Annotated in this window: 12 protein-coding genes and 1 tRNA gene; 11 read left to right on the top strand and 2 right to left on the bottom strand. The window is 61.9% G+C overall.

Annotated elements, in window-relative coordinates:
* The first annotated feature begins 10 nt into the window (after window positions 1-10).
* The 4 genes from MN188_RS11490 (at window position 11) to MN188_RS11475 (ending at window position 3,751) form a co-directional block, all read left to right on the top strand.
* Window positions 11-1,264: a COG4223 family protein gene (locus tag MN188_RS11490; protein WP_242109215.1), complete on the top strand. Its 1,254-nt coding sequence runs from the start codon at window positions 11-13 to the stop codon at window positions 1,262-1,264.
* Window positions 1,265-1,274: 10 nt separating this feature from the next.
* Window positions 1,275-2,783 carry a heme biosynthesis protein HemY gene (locus MN188_RS11485; RefSeq protein ID WP_242109214.1) on the top strand — a complete coding sequence of 503 codons (1,509 nt, stop codon included), beginning with the start codon at window positions 1,275-1,277 and terminating at the stop codon, window positions 2,781-2,783.
* An 86-nt stretch (window positions 2,784-2,869) separates the two neighbouring features.
* Window positions 2,870-2,945, top strand: a tRNA-Thr gene (locus MN188_RS11480).
* 146 nt (window positions 2,946-3,091) lie between these two features.
* A complete protein-coding gene (locus MN188_RS11475; RefSeq protein WP_242109213.1) occupies window positions 3,092-3,751 on the top strand; it encodes a HEAT repeat domain-containing protein in 660 nt (219 codons plus the stop codon).
* 102 nt (window positions 3,752-3,853) lie between these two features.
* On the opposite strand, the gene MN188_RS11470 is transcribed toward MN188_RS11475, so the two are convergent.
* Together MN188_RS11470 and MN188_RS11465 are read right to left on the bottom strand one after the other, a co-directional pair.
* The gene (locus MN188_RS11470; protein WP_242109212.1) at window positions 3,854-4,336 is read right to left on the bottom strand and encodes a fasciclin domain-containing protein; all 483 of its coding nucleotides are present in this window, start codon (window positions 4,334-4,336) and stop codon (window positions 3,854-3,856) included.
* 149 nt (window positions 4,337-4,485) lie between these two features.
* The gene (locus tag MN188_RS11465; protein ID WP_242109210.1) at window positions 4,486-6,117 is read right to left on the bottom strand and encodes an alpha-D-glucose phosphate-specific phosphoglucomutase; all 1,632 of its coding nucleotides are present in this window, start codon (window positions 6,115-6,117) and stop codon (window positions 4,486-4,488) included.
* Window positions 6,118-6,258: 141 nt separating this feature from the next.
* Between MN188_RS11465 and MN188_RS11460 the strand changes: the two genes are divergently transcribed.
* The 7 genes from MN188_RS11460 to MN188_RS11430 all read left to right on the top strand — a co-directional run bounded on the left by MN188_RS11460 (window position 6,259) and on the right by MN188_RS11430 (window position 16,737).
* The gene (locus MN188_RS11460) at window positions 6,259-6,459 is read left to right on the top strand and encodes a heavy-metal-associated domain-containing protein (protein WP_242109209.1); all 201 of its coding nucleotides are present in this window, start codon (window positions 6,259-6,261) and stop codon (window positions 6,457-6,459) included.
* Window positions 6,460-6,585: 126 nt separating this feature from the next.
* Window positions 6,586-7,890 (top strand): cytochrome-c peroxidase, encoded by a 1,305-nt coding sequence (locus tag MN188_RS11455; RefSeq protein WP_242109208.1) that lies wholly within the window; start codon window positions 6,586-6,588, stop codon window positions 7,888-7,890.
* Window positions 7,891-8,122: 232 nt separating this feature from the next.
* Window positions 8,123-9,208 (top strand): TRAP transporter substrate-binding protein, encoded by a 1,086-nt coding sequence (locus MN188_RS11450; protein WP_242109207.1) that lies wholly within the window; start codon window positions 8,123-8,125, stop codon window positions 9,206-9,208.
* Window positions 9,209-9,311: 103 nt separating this feature from the next.
* Window positions 9,312-10,304 carry a TRAP transporter small permease subunit gene (locus MN188_RS11445; RefSeq protein WP_242109206.1) on the top strand — a complete coding sequence of 331 codons (993 nt, stop codon included), beginning with the start codon at window positions 9,312-9,314 and terminating at the stop codon, window positions 10,302-10,304.
* 13 nt (window positions 10,305-10,317) lie between these two features.
* Window positions 10,318-12,972: a TRAP transporter large permease subunit gene (locus MN188_RS11440; protein ID WP_242109205.1), complete on the top strand. Its 2,655-nt coding sequence runs from the start codon at window positions 10,318-10,320 to the stop codon at window positions 12,970-12,972.
* 72 nt (window positions 12,973-13,044) lie between these two features.
* On the top strand, window positions 13,045-15,030 hold the full coding sequence (locus MN188_RS11435) for a CocE/NonD family hydrolase (protein WP_242109204.1): 1,986 nt from the start codon (window positions 13,045-13,047) through the stop codon (window positions 15,028-15,030).
* Window positions 15,031-15,153: 123 nt separating this feature from the next.
* Entirely contained in the window at window positions 15,154-16,737 is a 1,584-nt protein-coding gene (locus tag MN188_RS11430; RefSeq protein WP_242109203.1) for an ABC transporter substrate-binding protein, read from the top strand.

Here is a 16,737-nt window from a genome sequence, read left to right as displayed (position 1 = left end):
GTTATTCAAAGTGGCCAAGACCCCGAAACCCCCGAAGGACAAGGTTGAAGACACGGTCGAGAACGCCGTTGTTGTTGATGAACGCGCACCGGAGGAGGCTTCGGTCGGACCTGCGGACATGACTCCTGATGACAACCCTGACGGTGCGGACACCGCACTGTCGGAAGCCACCGATGAACAGACCGACGTGGAAGCGGCGGCTGGCGATGCTGGCCTGCGTGAGGCAAGAGAAGTGCCTCAGGGCATGGCGCCGCCGGAAAACGCCCAACGCAGCGGGTTTGTGCCGTTGGTTCTGGGTGGTGTGATTGCTGCGGTAATCGGCTTCGGCGCCGCGCGCTATGTGGTGCCCGAGGGTTGGCCGTTTCCCGGTGTTGCCCCCGAGGTGGACCCGATTGCGCAAGCGGTCGCGGCTCAGGCCGGGCGCTTGAATGCCTTGGAGACCGCCAACGACGAAACCGCCACAGCGGTGGCCGGGTTGCAAGCCGACGACGGCCTTGTCACGTTGCGCGGCGAAGTGAACGGTGAGTTCAAAACGATCGTGGCGCAGATTGAAGCGGTATCGACGCGCATTGACGAGATCGAGGCACGGCTTTTGGCGGTTGAAAAACTGCCTACAGGTGCCGGGGCCGAAGCGGCGGTGGCCGCCGCCGCAGCTTATGAACGCGAATTGGAACAGATGCGCGCGATGCTGGATCGGGAGCTTGAGCGGATCAGCACGGTTCAGGAGGATGCGCAGACGCTGGAAGTGAGTGCCGCCGAGGCCGCGAAGGCCGCCGCGGGCCGTGCTGCGCTATCACGCATCATGGCCGCACTGGACACCGGGCGCGCCTTTGACGACGCGCTGTTCGATTTGGGCGAGGCGACAGGGCTGGACGCCCCCGCGGCGCTGGCCGGTCTGGCAAAGGAAGGCGTGCCGACGCTCGCCACCCTTCAAGCCGATTTCCCCGACGCCGCGCGCGCCTCGCTTGAGGCCAGCATCCGCGCCGCCGTAGAAGATGGCAGCATGGATCGCATGACCGCCTTCCTGCGCACACAGCTGGGCGTTCGGTCGTTGGAGCCGAAAGAGGGCGACGACCCCGACGCGATCCTGTCGCGCGCTGAACATGCCCTGAAAACGGGTGACATTGCGGGCGCTCTGACGGAATTGGCCGCGATGCCCGAGGCTGGGCAGCCCGCCCTGACCGATTGGATTGCAACGGCGACGGCGCGCCTGGATGCGCTTGAGGCCAGTTCGGCCCTGGCCGCACACGTGAACGAAAGCTGAGGATACTCTGATGTTCTGGTCCCTTTTCAAGATTATCCTGTTCGTGGCTGCGATCGCACTTCTGACAATCGGTGCCGGCATGTTGATGGAAACCGAAGGCGGTATTCGCATCGGATTCGGTGGTCTCGAGCTGAACATGGGCCCGTTGCAGGCCGCGATTGCCGCGATAGCGCTGATCATTGCCGTGTGGCTTTTGATCGTGATCATTGGGCTTGTGGTCGCTTTCGTGCGCTTCCTGAACGGCGATGAAACCGCGATTTCGCGGTATTTCGATCGGTCGCGCGAAAAGAAGGGATACGAGGCGCTGGCCGACGGCATGATGGCGCTGGCGTCGGGCGATGGTTCGACCGCGATTTCCAAGGCGACACGGGCCGAACGGTATCTGCGTCGGCCCGAGCTGACGACGCTTTTGACCGCTCAGGCGGCCGAGATGTCGGGCGACAAGATCCGGGCACAGCAGGCGTATAAGAAGCTGCTGCGCGACGACCGGACCCGGTTCGTCGGTGTGCGCGGGATCATGAAGCAAAAGCTGGTCGAGGGCGACACCGACACCGCGATGAAGCTGGCGGAAAAGGCCTTCGCACTGAAACCCCGGCATGAGGATACTCAGGACGTTTTGTTGCAGCTTCAGGCGGACAAGGGCGACTGGAAAGGCGCGCGCAAGACGCTGGGCGCCAAGCTGAAATACGGCGCGCTTCCGCGTGATGTGCACAAGCGGCGCGATGCAGTTCTGGCGCTGAGTGAAGCCAAGGATGTTCTGGAGGAAGGCAGCAGCGTTAGCGCGCGCGAGGCCGCGATCGAGGCAAACCGGCTATCGCCGGATTTGGTGCCTGCTGCCGTGATGGCCGCCCGTGCTTACATGGACGCCGAAAAACCCCGCAACGCGACCCGGGTTCTGACCAAGGCCTGGACCGCACAGCCGCACCCCGACCTGGCCGCCGCCTTTGCCGCGATCGTGCCGGACGAAACACCCGCCGCGCGGCTGAAACGGTTCCGCGCCTTGACCAAGCACCGCGAAGGCGACGCAGAAACGAGGATGCTTTTGTCCGAGCTGCATATTTCAGCCGAGGATTTCCCCGCCGCCCGCAAGGCGCTGGGCGGTTTGCCAGACAACGAACCAACGCAACGGTCGCTGACCTTGATGGCGGCAATCGAGCGGGGCGAAGGCGCCGACGATGCCGTGGTGCGCGGCTGGCTAGCGCGCGCCGTGACCGCGTCGCGTGGTCCGCAGTGGGTTTGCGAAAACTGCAACCACATCCACGGCCATTGGGCGCCGACCTGTGACAATTGTCAGGGCTTCGACACGCTGTCGTGGAAAGTCCCGCCAGAAGGCGAAGTTTCGATCCCCGGTGGCACCGACATGCTGCCGCTGATTGTCGCCGCCCCGACCCCAGAGCCTGAGCCGGAAATCATCGAAACCCCCAGCGACGATGACCCCCACGCGCCCGCCGCGGATTTCGTCGAAGAGGTTACCGAAGAGGCCGAGATCATCGCCCCCGAGGTCGAAGGTAAACACTGACCCGTGGTCCCGGACTGCCATCCGGCATTTTGGGGCTACACACCGGGCCGCGAGGGTGCTAAAGACCCGCGCACCGAAGCAGCAGTGCCGCTGTAGCTCAGATGGTAGAGCACGTCATTCGTAATGATGGGGTCGTAGGTTCGAGTCCTATCAGCGGCACCACTTTTGGGCTTCCCAAACACCGGCGACATCTAATCGCACTCGCTCAAACTGCCCGTGTGTCAGATTGCCTTCCCTTGCGCGGGGTTCTGGTCCAAGGGCCGCGGATGGAGTAGAATTATACTAGATCCCTTTGCAGAGGTTAGATCATGTTCAGACCAATCCGCACCCTACTGACCACGTTGCTTTTCCTGGGTTCAGTGCCGCTGTTTGCCGCCGATCCCGCACTGGACCGGGTGACGTTGGAGAACACCATGTCAGACACATCGGTGCCGTCCGAACAGCGGATGGAAGCGGTTTGCGCCCTGTTCGATGTTGCCACCGAAGCCTCGGTGCCAGCCGTGATGGCGATGCTTGAAGTGGATCTTGAGGAACGGCACGGCTTCTGGGCCTGTGCCATACCGCTCTTGGGCAAGATCGGTGACCGGCGTGCGGTGCCGCAGTTGCGCCTCATTGGAGATTTGCGCGAAGAGCACCTTGCAGGCATGGATCACATGGCGATCTCGGCCCTTGCCGCGATGGCCGGGCCCGAGGACGTGGCGTATCTGGAACCCAAGGCGTTCATCTTTGCGGTGCGCACAGATGTGATAATGGCGCTGGCCCGCATCGCCGCGCCTTCGTCGGTTGAAGTGCTGATCACCGGGTTGGATGAGGGTGAAGAGCCTGAGGTGATCGCGGCCGCGACCCAGGGTCTGATCGCTATCGGGGCAGATGCGCTTGGGGGGTTGGACGGCTTTGCCACGAACGACGACCGCCTGATGGCCGTGCGTGCCCGCGACATCGCAGAAACGATCCGGGCGACGAAATAGGTTAACCGTCCCGATAGGTGAAAACCGAGATGGCCGCGCCGAAAACGGCACGGCCATCGTGTGACCGGGGCAGAGAGGAGGCTACCCCGATCTTTGGGGGACTTACATCGTCGGCATGATCACCGCGTCGATGACGTGGATCACGCCGTTCGATGCTTCGATGTCGGCGGTCACGACGTTGGCGCCGTCGACCATCACACCGCCTTCGGTCATGATCGTGACCTCGCCACCCTGAACAGTTGCGGCTTTCATGCCGTTGCTCAGGTCACCCGACATGACCTTGCCGGCAACGACGTGGTAGGTCAGGATCGCGGTGAGCGTGTCTTTGTTTTCGGGCTTCAGCAGGTCTTCGACGGTGCCGGCGGGCAACGCGGCAAACGCGTCATCGGTGGGGGCGAAGACGGTGAACGGACCGTCGCCTTTCAGAGTGTCCACAAGGCCTGCGGCCTGAACGGCGGCAACCAAGGTGGTGAAGGCGCCTGCGCCGACTGCGGTGTCGACGATGTCTTTCGAGTGCCCATCGGCAAACGCCGGCACGGCGAAAGCGGTGGAGGCGGCGAGGGCGAGGAAAGTTCTGCGGATCATTTGATATCTCCCGGTCTGTGTCAGTGCCGTCATTGGCAATGATGGTGTTACGGGGGGGGATCACGCATGGATCATTCACGTCTCCGTGAAGCGCGTCGAAAAGTAAGTAACATATTGCGTTAATGCTGAAATTACATGTGGAGTGCGACCTAGGTCATCACATCAGGCGTGGTTCGTCCCAGGAAATCCGGGAAATCACACAGCGTCGCGGTGGCGTCGCTGATCTGGCGCAGGGCTTCTTGTGTGTCACGGTGATGGTCCGCGCCTTTGGGTGCGTATTGTGACAGGTAAACGCGCAAGGTCGCACCCTCGGTCCCGGTTCCCGACAGGCGCAGAACCGCGCGCCCACCACCTTCAAAGAACAGGCGCAGGCCCTGGTTGGCGCTGGTCGTCCCGTCGACAGGATCAAGATAGGAAAAGCTGTCGGCGCGGGTCACGGTAAGCCCGTTGAAACTTTGGCCAGGCAAGGTCGAAAGGGTGCCCTGCAATTTGTCCATCAGCGCGTTGGCCGCGTCGCTTGGCACCGCCTCGAAATCGTGACGGGAGAAATAGTCACGGCCGAAGGTTGCCCAGTGATCGGTCAGGATCTCAGCCACGGATTGGCGTCGTTCGGCCAGGATATTCAACCACAACAGCACTGCCCAAAGCCCGTCCTTTTCGCGGACATGGTCCGACCCGGTGCCCGCGCTTTCCTCGCCGCAGATGGTGACGTGACCGATATCCAGAAGGGTGCCGAAGAACTTCCACCCGGTCGGGGTTTCATAGCTTTTGATCCCCAGTTTGGCGGCAACCCGGTCGCTGGCTTCACTGGTTGGCATCGACCGCGCCACACCGACGAGGCCCTTCGCATAACCCGGTGCCAGATGCGCGTTGGCGGCCAGAACCGCCAGGCTGTCGGATGGCGTGACATAGAGCCCACGCCCCACCACCATGTTGCGGTCGCCGTCCCCGTCCGAGGCGGCGCCGAAATCCGGTGCGCTGTCTGACATCATCAGGTCCATCAGCTCTTTGGCCCAGACCGGGTTGGGGTCCGGGTGACCGCCGGCAAAGTCCGGTTGTGGCACCGCGTTCACGACACTGCCCGCCGGGGCGCCCAGCCGGTCCTCGAACAGCGCCTTGGCATAGGGGCCGGTGACCGCGTGCATCGCATCGAACCGCAGGGTGAACCCCGACCCGAACAGCGCGCGAAGGGCGTCGAAATCGAACAACGTCTCCATCAGCGCCAGATAGTCCGCCACCGGGTCCACGACCTGAACAACCATGCCGCCCAGCGCAATCTCCCCCAGCTGCGACAGGTCGATGTCGGGCGTGCCCAGCGTGACATAGGCGTCGATTTCAAGCGTGCGCTGGAAGATCGCGTCGGTCACCGCCTCGGGGGCCGGGCCACCGTTGGCGATGTTGTATTTCACGCCGAAATCAGCGTCGATTCCGCCCGGATTGTGGCTGGCAGACAGTATCAGACCGCCGTCGGCCCCGTTCAGGCGAATCAGGTGGGACGCGGCGGGGGTGGAAAGCAGTCCGTTTTGACCAACGATCACCCTGCTTGCCCCGTTTCCAGCAGCCATTTTCAGGATGGTCTGGATCGCCTCGGCGTTGAAGAACCGACCGTCCCCGCCGACCACCAGCGTCTTGCCAACCACCCCGCCCAGCGCGTCGAACGTGGCCTGCACATAGGTTTCAAGATACCCTGGCTGCATGAAGATCCGTGTTTTCTTGCGCAGGCCGGACGTGCCGGGTTTTTGCCCCTCGATCGGCTTTGTCGGGACTATCTGGGGGGTCATCACACACGCTCCTGCAATCATGTCGGGCCAGGGCCCGCACTCTGTATCCAACATCTTGACGAAGATCGCCAGCACCCTGCGGGGCGTTGACCTTCCGGGGCGCTTCACCGTAGCAAGAAGTGACAAACCGGAGGACGACAGATGACGATATTCCACGTGCCCGACATGAGTTGCGGTCATTGCAAGGCGGCCATCGAAGACGCTGTGGCCCAAGCGGACGCAGCTGCGGTGCTTGCCTTCGATATGGACGCCCGGAAAGTCACGATAACGAGCCAGCTGGATGATGCGGCGCTGGGCGCACTTTTGGACGCAGAGGGGTATCCCAGCAACGTTCAGACTTGACGCCCTCACCATGGCGGGCAAAGCTTTTCGGACTGGATCGGGGTGGGCGCCCCCATTGCCCGTCTTCGGAGCGGCACGAGGGCGCAGTTTCCGCCCATCTTGCCGGGTTTCGGCTTTGGAGGTCACATGATCCGCATCTTGGCCCTGTTAGTGATCACAAGCCCCGCCTGGGCGGGTGATCTGCCCGCGCCGGTTGTGGATTCGGATTATCTTCCCACGACCCCGGAAAGCGTCGCCCTGGGGCAGCTTCTGTTCTATGATCCGGTGCTTTCGGGCAGTAATAGTGTCTCTTGCGCCACTTGCCACCATCCATCGCTGGGCACGTCGGACGGGCTGAGTCTGGGGCTGGGCGATGGGGGTGCCGGGTTGGGCCCGGATCGGGTCGTGCAGCCTGAAAACCTCCCTGAAAAGCGCATTCCACGTAACGCCCCGGCATTGTTCAATCTTGGTGCCCGCGAGTTCACAAGCCTGTTTCACGATGGTCGGCTTGAGGCGGACGACACGAAACCGGGGGGCATTCGAACCCCCCTGGGTCAGGAAATGGTCGAGGGGTTTGACAGTGTTCTGTCGGCCCAGACCATGTTTCCGGTGTTGTCCGGCGACGAAATGGCCGGACACTACAGTGAAAACGAAATTGCCCGAGCGGTCAGGATGGGGATGCTGGCGCACGAAGGTGGCGCCTGGGATCTTATCGCAGCGAAAGTTGAGGCAATCCCCGCCTACCGCAATGCCTTTGATGCGGTTATCGGATCACGGGTGATCAGGTTCACCGATATTGCCAATGCGATGGCGGATTTCATCACGGTCGAATGGCGCGCGGACAACAGCCCCTTTGACCGCCATGTGCGGGGAATTGAGCCCCTTTCATCGCAAGCAAAGGCTGGCATGGACTTGTTCTATGGTAAGGCGGGCTGTTCTGGCTGCCACTCTGGCCCATTTCAGACCGATCAGGGCTTCCATGCCATCGCCATGCCGCAACTTGGGCCGGGGAAAGTCGAGCGTTTCGAGACGCACAACCGCGATGAGGGGCGGATGCGGGTGACCGGGCGCTCCGAGGATGCCTTTCGGTTCCGAACCCCCAGCTTGCGCAACGTCGCGCTGACCGCACCCTATGGGCATGCGGGGGCCTATGCGACGCTTGAGGCTGTGGTGCGTCACCACCTGGACCCGGTGAAAGCGCTGATGACCTATGACGCGACGCAAGCCGTTCTGCCGGTTTTCGAAGAAGCCAGCGAGTGGGACCTGGTGGTGATGGCCAGTCTGAACGAGCTTCTGGCAATAGGCGAGGCGAACGAACTGGCGCCAGTGGACCTGTCCGACAGTGAGGTCGAGTCGCTTGTGCAGTTCCTTCACGCCCTGACCGATCCGATCAGCGTGAGCGGGCGGATGGGCGTCCCGGCACAGGTCCCCAGCGGATTTCCGGTGGAATAGGGCCTGAAAGCTAAGCGTCCGACTTGCTTACCGACCGGCAGAATTGTGGCCTCTTCAAGGGTATTTAACACGCGGTCCGCAGCCAACTGGTAAACAAAACTTACCACTTGCCAAAAAATACATTTGAATTCCGGCTCTACATCCGTAGTAATTGACGAGGCAGCGTGTCCGGGGATCCGGCTTCACGCCACCTGACAAAAAGAAAACTGAAACTCGGAGGAGAAGAATTCAGATGGAACGTCGTAAATTCCTGAAAGGCGCCGCGCTTGGTGCCGGTGCAACCGCGCTGGCCACGCCCGCGCTGGCCCAAAGCGGTAAGACCATGACCATCGTGTCGACCTGGCCGCGGGACTTCCCGGGTCTGGGTACCTCGGCTCAACGCCTGGCCGCGCGTATCGCGCAGCTGTCGGACGGTGCGCTGAACGTTGAGTATTTCGCAGCCGGCGAACGCGTTGGCGCATTCGATTCGTTTGACGAGGTCGCTTCTGGCAACTCGCAAGCCTATATCGCCGCTGACTACTACTGGGTCGGCAAGCACCCGGGGTTCGCCTATTTCACTGCCGTGCCGTTCGGCATGACCACCACGGAATGGAACGCCTGGATCAAATTCAAGGGCGGCCAGCAAATGTGGGACAAGCTGTCGGGCGAGTTCGGCCTGAAAGCCCTTCCCTGTGGCGCCACCGGCACCCAGGCTGGCGGTTGGTTCAACAAGGAAGTTGAATCGCCGGACGACTTCAAGGGTCTGAAGATGCGTATCCCGGGACTGGGCGGCAACGTGATGTCCAAGCTGGGCGTTTCGACCGTGTCGCTTCCGGGTGGCCAGATCTATGAAAACCTGGTGTCGGGCGCGATCGACGCGACCGAGTGGGTTGGTCCCTACAATGACTACTTCATGAAGTTCTATGAAGCGGCCAAGTACTACTATACCGGTGGTATGCACGAGCCGGGCGGCGGCCTGGCCCTGGGCATGAACAAAGCCTGGTGGGACAGCCTGACCGAGTGGGAGCAGGCGGTGATCACCGCAGCGTCGCACGAAGAGCACGCGGCCCAGTACGAAGAGTCGATGGCTCTGAACGGCGAGTACCTGAACAAGCTGATCGATGAACAGGGCGTCGAAGTGCGCGCGTTCAACGATGACATCTGGGATGCGTTCGGCGAAGCCGCCACCGAAGTGTTTGCGGAAACCCGTGACCACTCGGCGCTGGCAGCCGAGATCGACGACCACTTCCAGACCAACCTGGTCGAAATCGGCAAGGCAATGGCGTTGTTCGAAGGCACCTTTGTGAACCAGCGGAACCGGGTTCGCGGCCTGCTGTAAGCCGTTTTGGTTTAGGAAAAATATCAGAGCGGGGCTTCGGTCCCGCTCTTTTACCAGCGAACAGGTCCAGCACCTGTTGCGCGCTGCCAGCTGAGGGGCACACATGGCCAGCACGTCCACCGACATTCCGCGCACCGGCGCACCCGCCACCGTCACCCGCCTGTTCGGTTGGGGCATGTTGGCGGTCCTGTTCGCCTTTATGATCAACAACATTCTGGTGGTTGGTGTCGGCTTACCGGGCCTGCACACGCTGTTTAGTGGAGGCGCGACCGGAGGCACCTGGCTTCAGGTTGCAATCTATGTTGCCGCGTTGGTCGCCGCAGCGAGCTACGTTCTGAGGTCGGGCACCACCGCGCTTCGCTGGGACGCGCATCTGATACACCGCTTCAATGTCTACCTGATCCGTGGCTTGTTCTGGTCGGTCCTTCTGGTCGGCATCGTGGACGCCACGATCGCATTCATGCGGGTCGAAGGCTTGTTTCTGTTTTTCATGTCCGAGGACGCGGCGCGCATCTTTGCCAAGGCGCGTTGGGTCGGGCCGTATATTCACATGCCGCTGATCATCTTGGGCTTTGTCATCGCGTTTTTCACCCGCACGCTGGGCTTCACCTGGCTCGCGCTGATGGTCGTGGTGGCCGAGCTTCTGATCGTCATCTCGCGCTTTGTCTTCAGTTATGAGCAGGCGCTGATGGGCGATCTGGTGCGGTATTGGTACGCCGCGCTATTCCTGTTCGCCTCGGCCTATACCTTGTTTGAGGAAGGCCATGTACGCGTTGATGTGCTTTATGCCGGGTTCGGGCGGTCGACGCGCGGGTTCGTGAACGCGGTGGGGTCGATCCTGTTGGGCATGACCACCTGCTGGGTCATCATCGGCATCGGCTTCAACGGATCGCGGTCGATCATCAACAGCCCGATTGCCAATTTCGAAGTGTCGCAGACCGGCACCGTGGGCATGTTCATCAAATACCAGATGGCCGCCTTCCTGGGGCTGTTTGCCATCACCATGCTGATCCAGTTCGTCAGCTATTTCTTCGACGCGGTTGCGGACAAACGGGAAGAACCCGGTCACCGCGAAATCGCCCCAGCGGCGCACTGAGTAGGACACAGATATGGAACTCTATTTCCTCGCCCTTCTCATCCTGATCATGGCCATGGCGCTGGGCTCCGGCTTTCCGGTTGCTTTCGCGCTGCCGGGCGCTGCAATCATCACGATCAGCGCGGCCGCTGCCACCGGATACATCTTTACCGGGTCGACCGACGCATTCTTCCACTCTGGCGGGCCACAGCAATGGTTGTCGGCGGGGGTGACGAACCTGCGTGGCGTGTTTTGGGAGGTTGAGCGAGATACGCTCATCGCTATCCCTCTGTTCATCTTCATGGGCATCATGCTGCAACGCTCGAAGATCGCCGAGGACCTTCTGGTCACCATGGCGCAGTTGTTCGGCCCGGTGCCGGGGGGCCTTGGCATTTCGGTTGTCTTCGTTGGTGCTCTTCTGGCTGCCACGACCGGGATCGTCGGGGCCACCGTGGTCGCGATGGGCCTGATTTCGCTGCCCGCGATGCTGCGCAACAATTATTCGCCGTCGCTGGCGACTGGCACGATTGCCGCGTCCGGCACGCTGGGGCAGATCATTCCGCCCTCGATCGTGTTGATCATCCTAGCTGACCAGTTGGCCAGCGCGGTGGACCAGGCGTCGACAGCACGCAAACTGCTCCACAAGGAGGCAACCGGAGAACTTTCGATGCCGTCGACCTTCGACGTCGCCTCGACCTCGGCGGGCGAGATGTTCCTGGGCGCGTTCATCCCCGGCATGGTGTTGGTCGGGCTCTACATGGTCTATATCCTCGTCTTTGCCATTCTGCGGCCGAAACAGGCCCCGGCGGTGGGATATGATGGCAAGTATGACAGCAAGTTCCTCAAAACCGTTCTGATCACCCTGGTGCCGCCGCTGGCCCTGATTTTCCTGGTTCTGGGTTCGATCATTTCGGGCGTTGCCACGGTGAACCAGGCCGGTGCGATCGGCGCGGCAGGGGCCATGATCATGGCCGGATATCGCCTGCCGAAACCTGGCAAGTCTCTGTACTATCCGGCACTTCTGGCGATCGTCGCGCTGGTTATGATTGCCTTTGTGCTGGCCAATTTCGAAATGAACGTGAAGGCAATGAATACGGGGGCGGACCGGCTTGGAATTGCCCTAGGTGCGATCGCGACCCTGATGTTCATGGTTTCGCTGATCTGGTCCGGTGTTCGGGTGTTCAAGCTGGAAGAAACGCTTCAGGGTGTGATGTTGGAGACCGCCAAGACCACGGCGCTTGTGTTCATCATCCTGCTGGGCGCCGCTATGCTGACCGCCGCCTTCCGCGCCTTTGGCGGCGAAGAGCTGGTGCGCGATTTCCTGAACTCACTGCCCGGCGGGTTCTGGACCCAGTTCATCATCGTGATGCTGGTGATCTTCGTCCTGGGCTTCTTCCTGGATTTCATCGAGATCGCGGTGGTCGTGGTGCCGATCGTGGCGCCGATCCTTCTGGCCGACCCGCAGGCGAATATCACCGCCGTGTGGCTGGGTGTGATGATCGGTCTGAACATCCAGACCTCGTTCCTGACGCCGCCCTTTGGCTTTGCGCTGTTCTATCTGCGCGGCGTGGCGCCAGCGGTGGTGAAAACGGTGCAGATGTACAAAGGCGTCATCGCCTTCATCACGCTGCAGTTGATCGCGCTGTCCATCGTGGGGCTGTATCCGCCGCTGGTGAACTATCTGCCCAACCGCGTGAGTTTCCTGTCGGAAAGCAGCCCGCCGCCGCGCAATCCCAAGCTGCAATTGTGCCTTGAGGATTACGTTGGACAGCAACTGTCGCAATCAAGCGTGACGACCGACGCTATCGCGGCCGCGCGTGGCTTGAACCTGTCGGTTCTGCCCAAGGATCTGGTCAAGGATCTGACAGGCGGCCTGGACGCCGCCGACAAGGCCGTTGCCCAGCTGGACGCCGCCTTTGTCGCCGCCGGTCAGGTTGAAGAGGCCGCAGGCCTGTATCGGCCGCAGTTGACCGTGGTGCGTCGGATCGAAAAGCAGATCCGCGCGATCGAGGCTGAGGTGAAGGAGATGAAGACCCTTGCCGGTCGGATGCGTGACGAAGCTCAGGCCGAGGAGCGTGCAGCCCTTGAGGCCGAGATCGCCGTGCTTGAAGCCGAGATCGAGCATCTGCACGCACAGGTTCCCGATACCTGGGAAGAGGTGCACAATACCTTTGCCGAACTGACAAAGGCCGAGAACACGGCGCGTGCGCAATACCGCAGGGCTGCCGATCAGGCCTGGGAAGACCCGGCCGAGGTGTTGGCGGTGCTGGATGCGAACGCGGAGTTTGCCGCGCTTGAGACGCCCTTGCGCGACATGCGCGCAACGATCGAGACCCTGCCCGAGGCTGAGACCGAAGGCCCGGTGAATGATCTGGCCAAGTTGTTCGGCAAAGTCGATGGCGCGGATGATGTGAAATCGCTTCTGTCCAAGGCCCGCAAGGCGCTGAAGAACAAGACCCCGGACCGCGACGCTGCACTGGAGCAGTACGACGCAGCCGTGGCCGAGTTCGAGGCGCAACAGATCTGGCGCGTTGAGGCGGACGCCACGCTGCGACCGGGTCTGACCGCCTATCTTGACGGGATCAAGGAAACGCTGGGTATCCGAGTTCAGCCACGCTTCACCCGTGAACAGGCGCTGGCGATGGCGTCGTGCAACTCGTATCACCGCGATATCTCGCTGAACTTCTGATCCGGCGAAAAACAACAGCAAAAGGGGCGCTGCGCACTTGACGCCGCGCCCCTTTCGGCAGCCCATGGGCGTATGACTTTGCATGACATTACCGAGCTGCCCGACGAAGGCATCATCCTGTCCGACGGCACCCGCCTGTCGGCGCGTATCTGGCGCCCGACCGATGCGACCGACAATCCCGTTCCTGCGATCCTGGAATACCTGCCGTACCGCAAACGCGACGGCACCTGCGCGCGCGATGCGCTGACGCATCCCTATTTCGCGGCGCGGGGGTATGCCTGTATTCGTGTCGATATGCGCGGCAATGGCGACAGTGATGGCCTCATGCTGGACGAATACGCACCACAGGAACAGGCCGACGCGCTTGAGGTCATCGACTGGCTGGCCGCGCAGCCCTGGTGCGATGGCAACGTGGGCATGATGGGGATCAGCTGGGGCGGCTTCAACGGCTTGCAAGTTGCAGCCCTTCAGCCGGACCCGTTGAAGGCAATCATCACGCTGTGTTCCACCGTGGACCGGTTCGCGGATGACATCCACTACAAGGGCGGCTGCCTGTTGAACGAGAACCTGGGCTGGGGCGCGACGATGTGGAGCTATTCCTCACGCCCGCCCGACCCGGCGCTGGTCGGCGACAAGTGGCGCGAGATGTGGTTGGAACGGTTGGAGGCGGAGCCTTTCCTACCGTCCGTCTGGCTGCGCCACCAGGCGCGGGACGCCTATTGGCAACACGGTTCGGTGTGCGAGGATTATTCGGCTATCAAAGCAGCCACGCTGGCTGTGGGCGGCTGGGGTGATGCTTACAAGAATGCGGTGCCGGCGCTGGTGGAAAACCTGTCTGCGCCCGCCAAGGGGATCATCGGGCCCTGGGTGCACAAATACCCGCATTTCGCTGTGCCAGAGCCGCGTATCGGCTTTCTGCAAGAGGCTTTGCGCTGGTGGGATCGCTGGCTCAAGGGCATCGACACCGGCGTCGAGGACGACCCGGATCTGCGCTATTACCTGATGGACGGCGTGCGTCCGGCGGCGTGGTACGAGGAACGTCCGGGGCGCTGGATTACCATGTCGAAAGATCAGGCCGACGTGTCCGAGCTTCGCTTGCCCCTGGGGCGCGACCGGACCTTGGGCGATGGCGGGGCGGATCTGTCGGAACAGATCACCTCTCCGGCAGATACCGGCGCGGATGCGGGCGAGTATTGCGCCATCTGGCTTGGCCCGGAAATGCCGGGCGATCAGCGTCACGATGATGCGCTGAGTGTCTGTTTCGACAGTGCGCCGATGCCCGATGACACGGATATCGTCGGGGCGCCCCGGATCCGTCTGCGGCTGCAGTCCGATCAACCGCAGGGCCAAATCGCCGTGCGCCTGTGTCACGTGCACCCGGACGGAGCATCAACCCGGATCACCTATGGCGTGTTGAACCTGGCCCATCGCAAAGGGTCGGCCAAGCCGAAACCTGTGCCCGTCGGCAAGGAGTTTGGCGTGACATTGTCACTGGACCAGATCGCCTATCGCATTCCGGCGGGGCACCATTTGCGGGTGTCGATCTCAAACGCCTATTGGCCGCTGATCTGGCCCGCGCCTGGCAAGACACAACTGACCCTGACGCGGGGGTTCCTGGATCTGCCCGTCCGGCACACTGCCACGGGTGATGAATGCACCTTCGAGCCGCCCGAAGCCGCCGAGCCCTGGCGCATCCGCAGCCTGCGCGAGGCGACCAATTCGCGGATCACAGAGACCGACCACGCCACCGGCATCTCGACGCTGCGCATCACCGACGACTTCGGCGAAACCGAGGATCTGGAGCACGGTTTGACCACAGGCGGCATCGCACGCGAGGCCTGGTCGATCCACCCCGACGATCCGCTGTCGGCGCGTGGCGAAACCCACTGGACCCAGACGCTGGAGCGCGGCGACTGGTCGGTGCGGACCGAAACCTTTGCCCAGATGTGGTCGGACGCGACGCATTTTCACCTGACGGCGCGAATCGAAGCGTTCGCCGGGGACGAGCTTGTCTATGCGCGTGATGAAGAGGAGAGCATTCCACGTCATTGCCTGTGAGGCCATGCGTTTCCGGGACGGGAATAGCGACAGAATGCTTGCCACAAGGCGGGATATGCGCAAGTCTTGTCGGGGACAAAAACAACAAGGGCCGCGAATGGCCCAAATATCAGGGAGATATCCATGAAAAAAGAACTCGACTATATGTCGCAGCGTGTGATCCAGCGCAAACTGAACCGCCGTGATTTCCTGGGCCGGGCCTCGGCCCTGGGCATGTCAGCTGCTGCCGCTGGCACCCTGCTGTCGACCGCGGCACATGCCGCTGGTCCGGTTAAGGGCGGCACGATCAAGATTGCCGTATCCGGTGGCTCGGCCACCGACAGCCTTGACCCGGCGCTGTCGACCAACACCACCATGACCACGATCACCCGCATGTGGGGCCAGCCGCTGGTCGAGCTGGGTGAAACCGGTGGTCTGGACAACATCATTGCCGAGGAATTCTCGGCCTCGCCGGACGCCAAGATCTGGACCTTCAAGATCCGTCAGGGCATCAGCTTCTCGAACGGTCAGCCGCTGACCGCCGATGACGTGCTGGCCACGATGGAGCGCCATGCGGGCGAGGAATCGAAGTCCGGTGCGCTGGGCATCCTGCGCGGCATCAAGGATATGCGCGTCGATAACGGCAGCTTTGTGCTTGAACTGGAATCCGCAAACGCCGACCTGCCGTATCTTCTGTCCGATTATCACCTGATGATCCAGCCCAACGGCGGCAAGGATAATCCGACCGCCGCGATCGGCACTGGTCCTTACATGATCAAGGAACACGAAGCCGGCGTTCGCACCGTGTTTGAACGCAACCCGCATGCCTGGCTGGACACGATGGGTCACGCCGAGTCGGTCGAGCTTCTGGCAATCAACGACGACACCGCGCGGATGTCCGCGATTCAGTCCGGTCAGGTGCACATCGCCAACCGCGTGCCGCCGAAGGTTGCAAGCCTGGTGGCCCGTGCCCGTGGTGTCGAAGTTCGCTCGACCCCTGGCCCCGGCCACTATGTGTTCATCATGCACGCCAATACCGCACCGTTTGACAACAAGGACCTGCGGATGGCGCTGAAATACGGCATCAACCGTCAGGAAATGGTCGACAAGATCCTGTTCGGCTATGGCTCGGTCGGGAATGACACGCCGATCAACGCCTCCTATCCGTTCTATTCGGAGATGGAGCAGCGCGAATATGATCCCGAGAAAGCGGCGCATCACCTCAAGGCCTCGGGCCACGAAGGTTCGGTCCTCCTGCGCACCTCGGACAACTCGTTCCCCGGTGCACCGGATGCGGCCGCCCTGTTCCAGCAATCCGCTGGCGCGGCAGGCATCAACCTTGAGATCAAGCGTGAGCCGAACGATGGCTACTGGTCGGAAGTCTGGAACAAGCAGCCCTTCTGCACCAGCTACTGGTCGGGCCGTGCAACCCAGGATGCCATGTTCTCGACCGCCTATCTGTCGACGGCGGACTGGAACGACACCCGGTTCTTCAACGAACAGTTCGACCAGCTGCTGGTCGCCGCCCGTGGCGAACTTGACGATACCAAGCGTCAGGGGATGTATGCCGACCTGAACATGATCCTGAACCAGGAGGGTGGTCTGATCTGCCCGATGTTCAACGACTTCGTCGACGCGACGACGGACGATGTTGCTGGTTGGGCCGATACCAAGGGGTTCGATATCATGAACAACTACGCCCCTGCCAAAATGTGGCTCGTCGGTTGA

It is taken from the genome of Aliiroseovarius subalbicans (genome assembly GCF_022678625.1).
Lineage (GTDB): Bacteria > Pseudomonadota > Alphaproteobacteria > Rhodobacterales > Rhodobacteraceae > Aliiroseovarius_A > Aliiroseovarius_A subalbicans.
The sequence above is the reverse complement of the archived record's forward strand: the minus strand, read 5'-3'. Positions and strand labels throughout refer to the sequence as shown.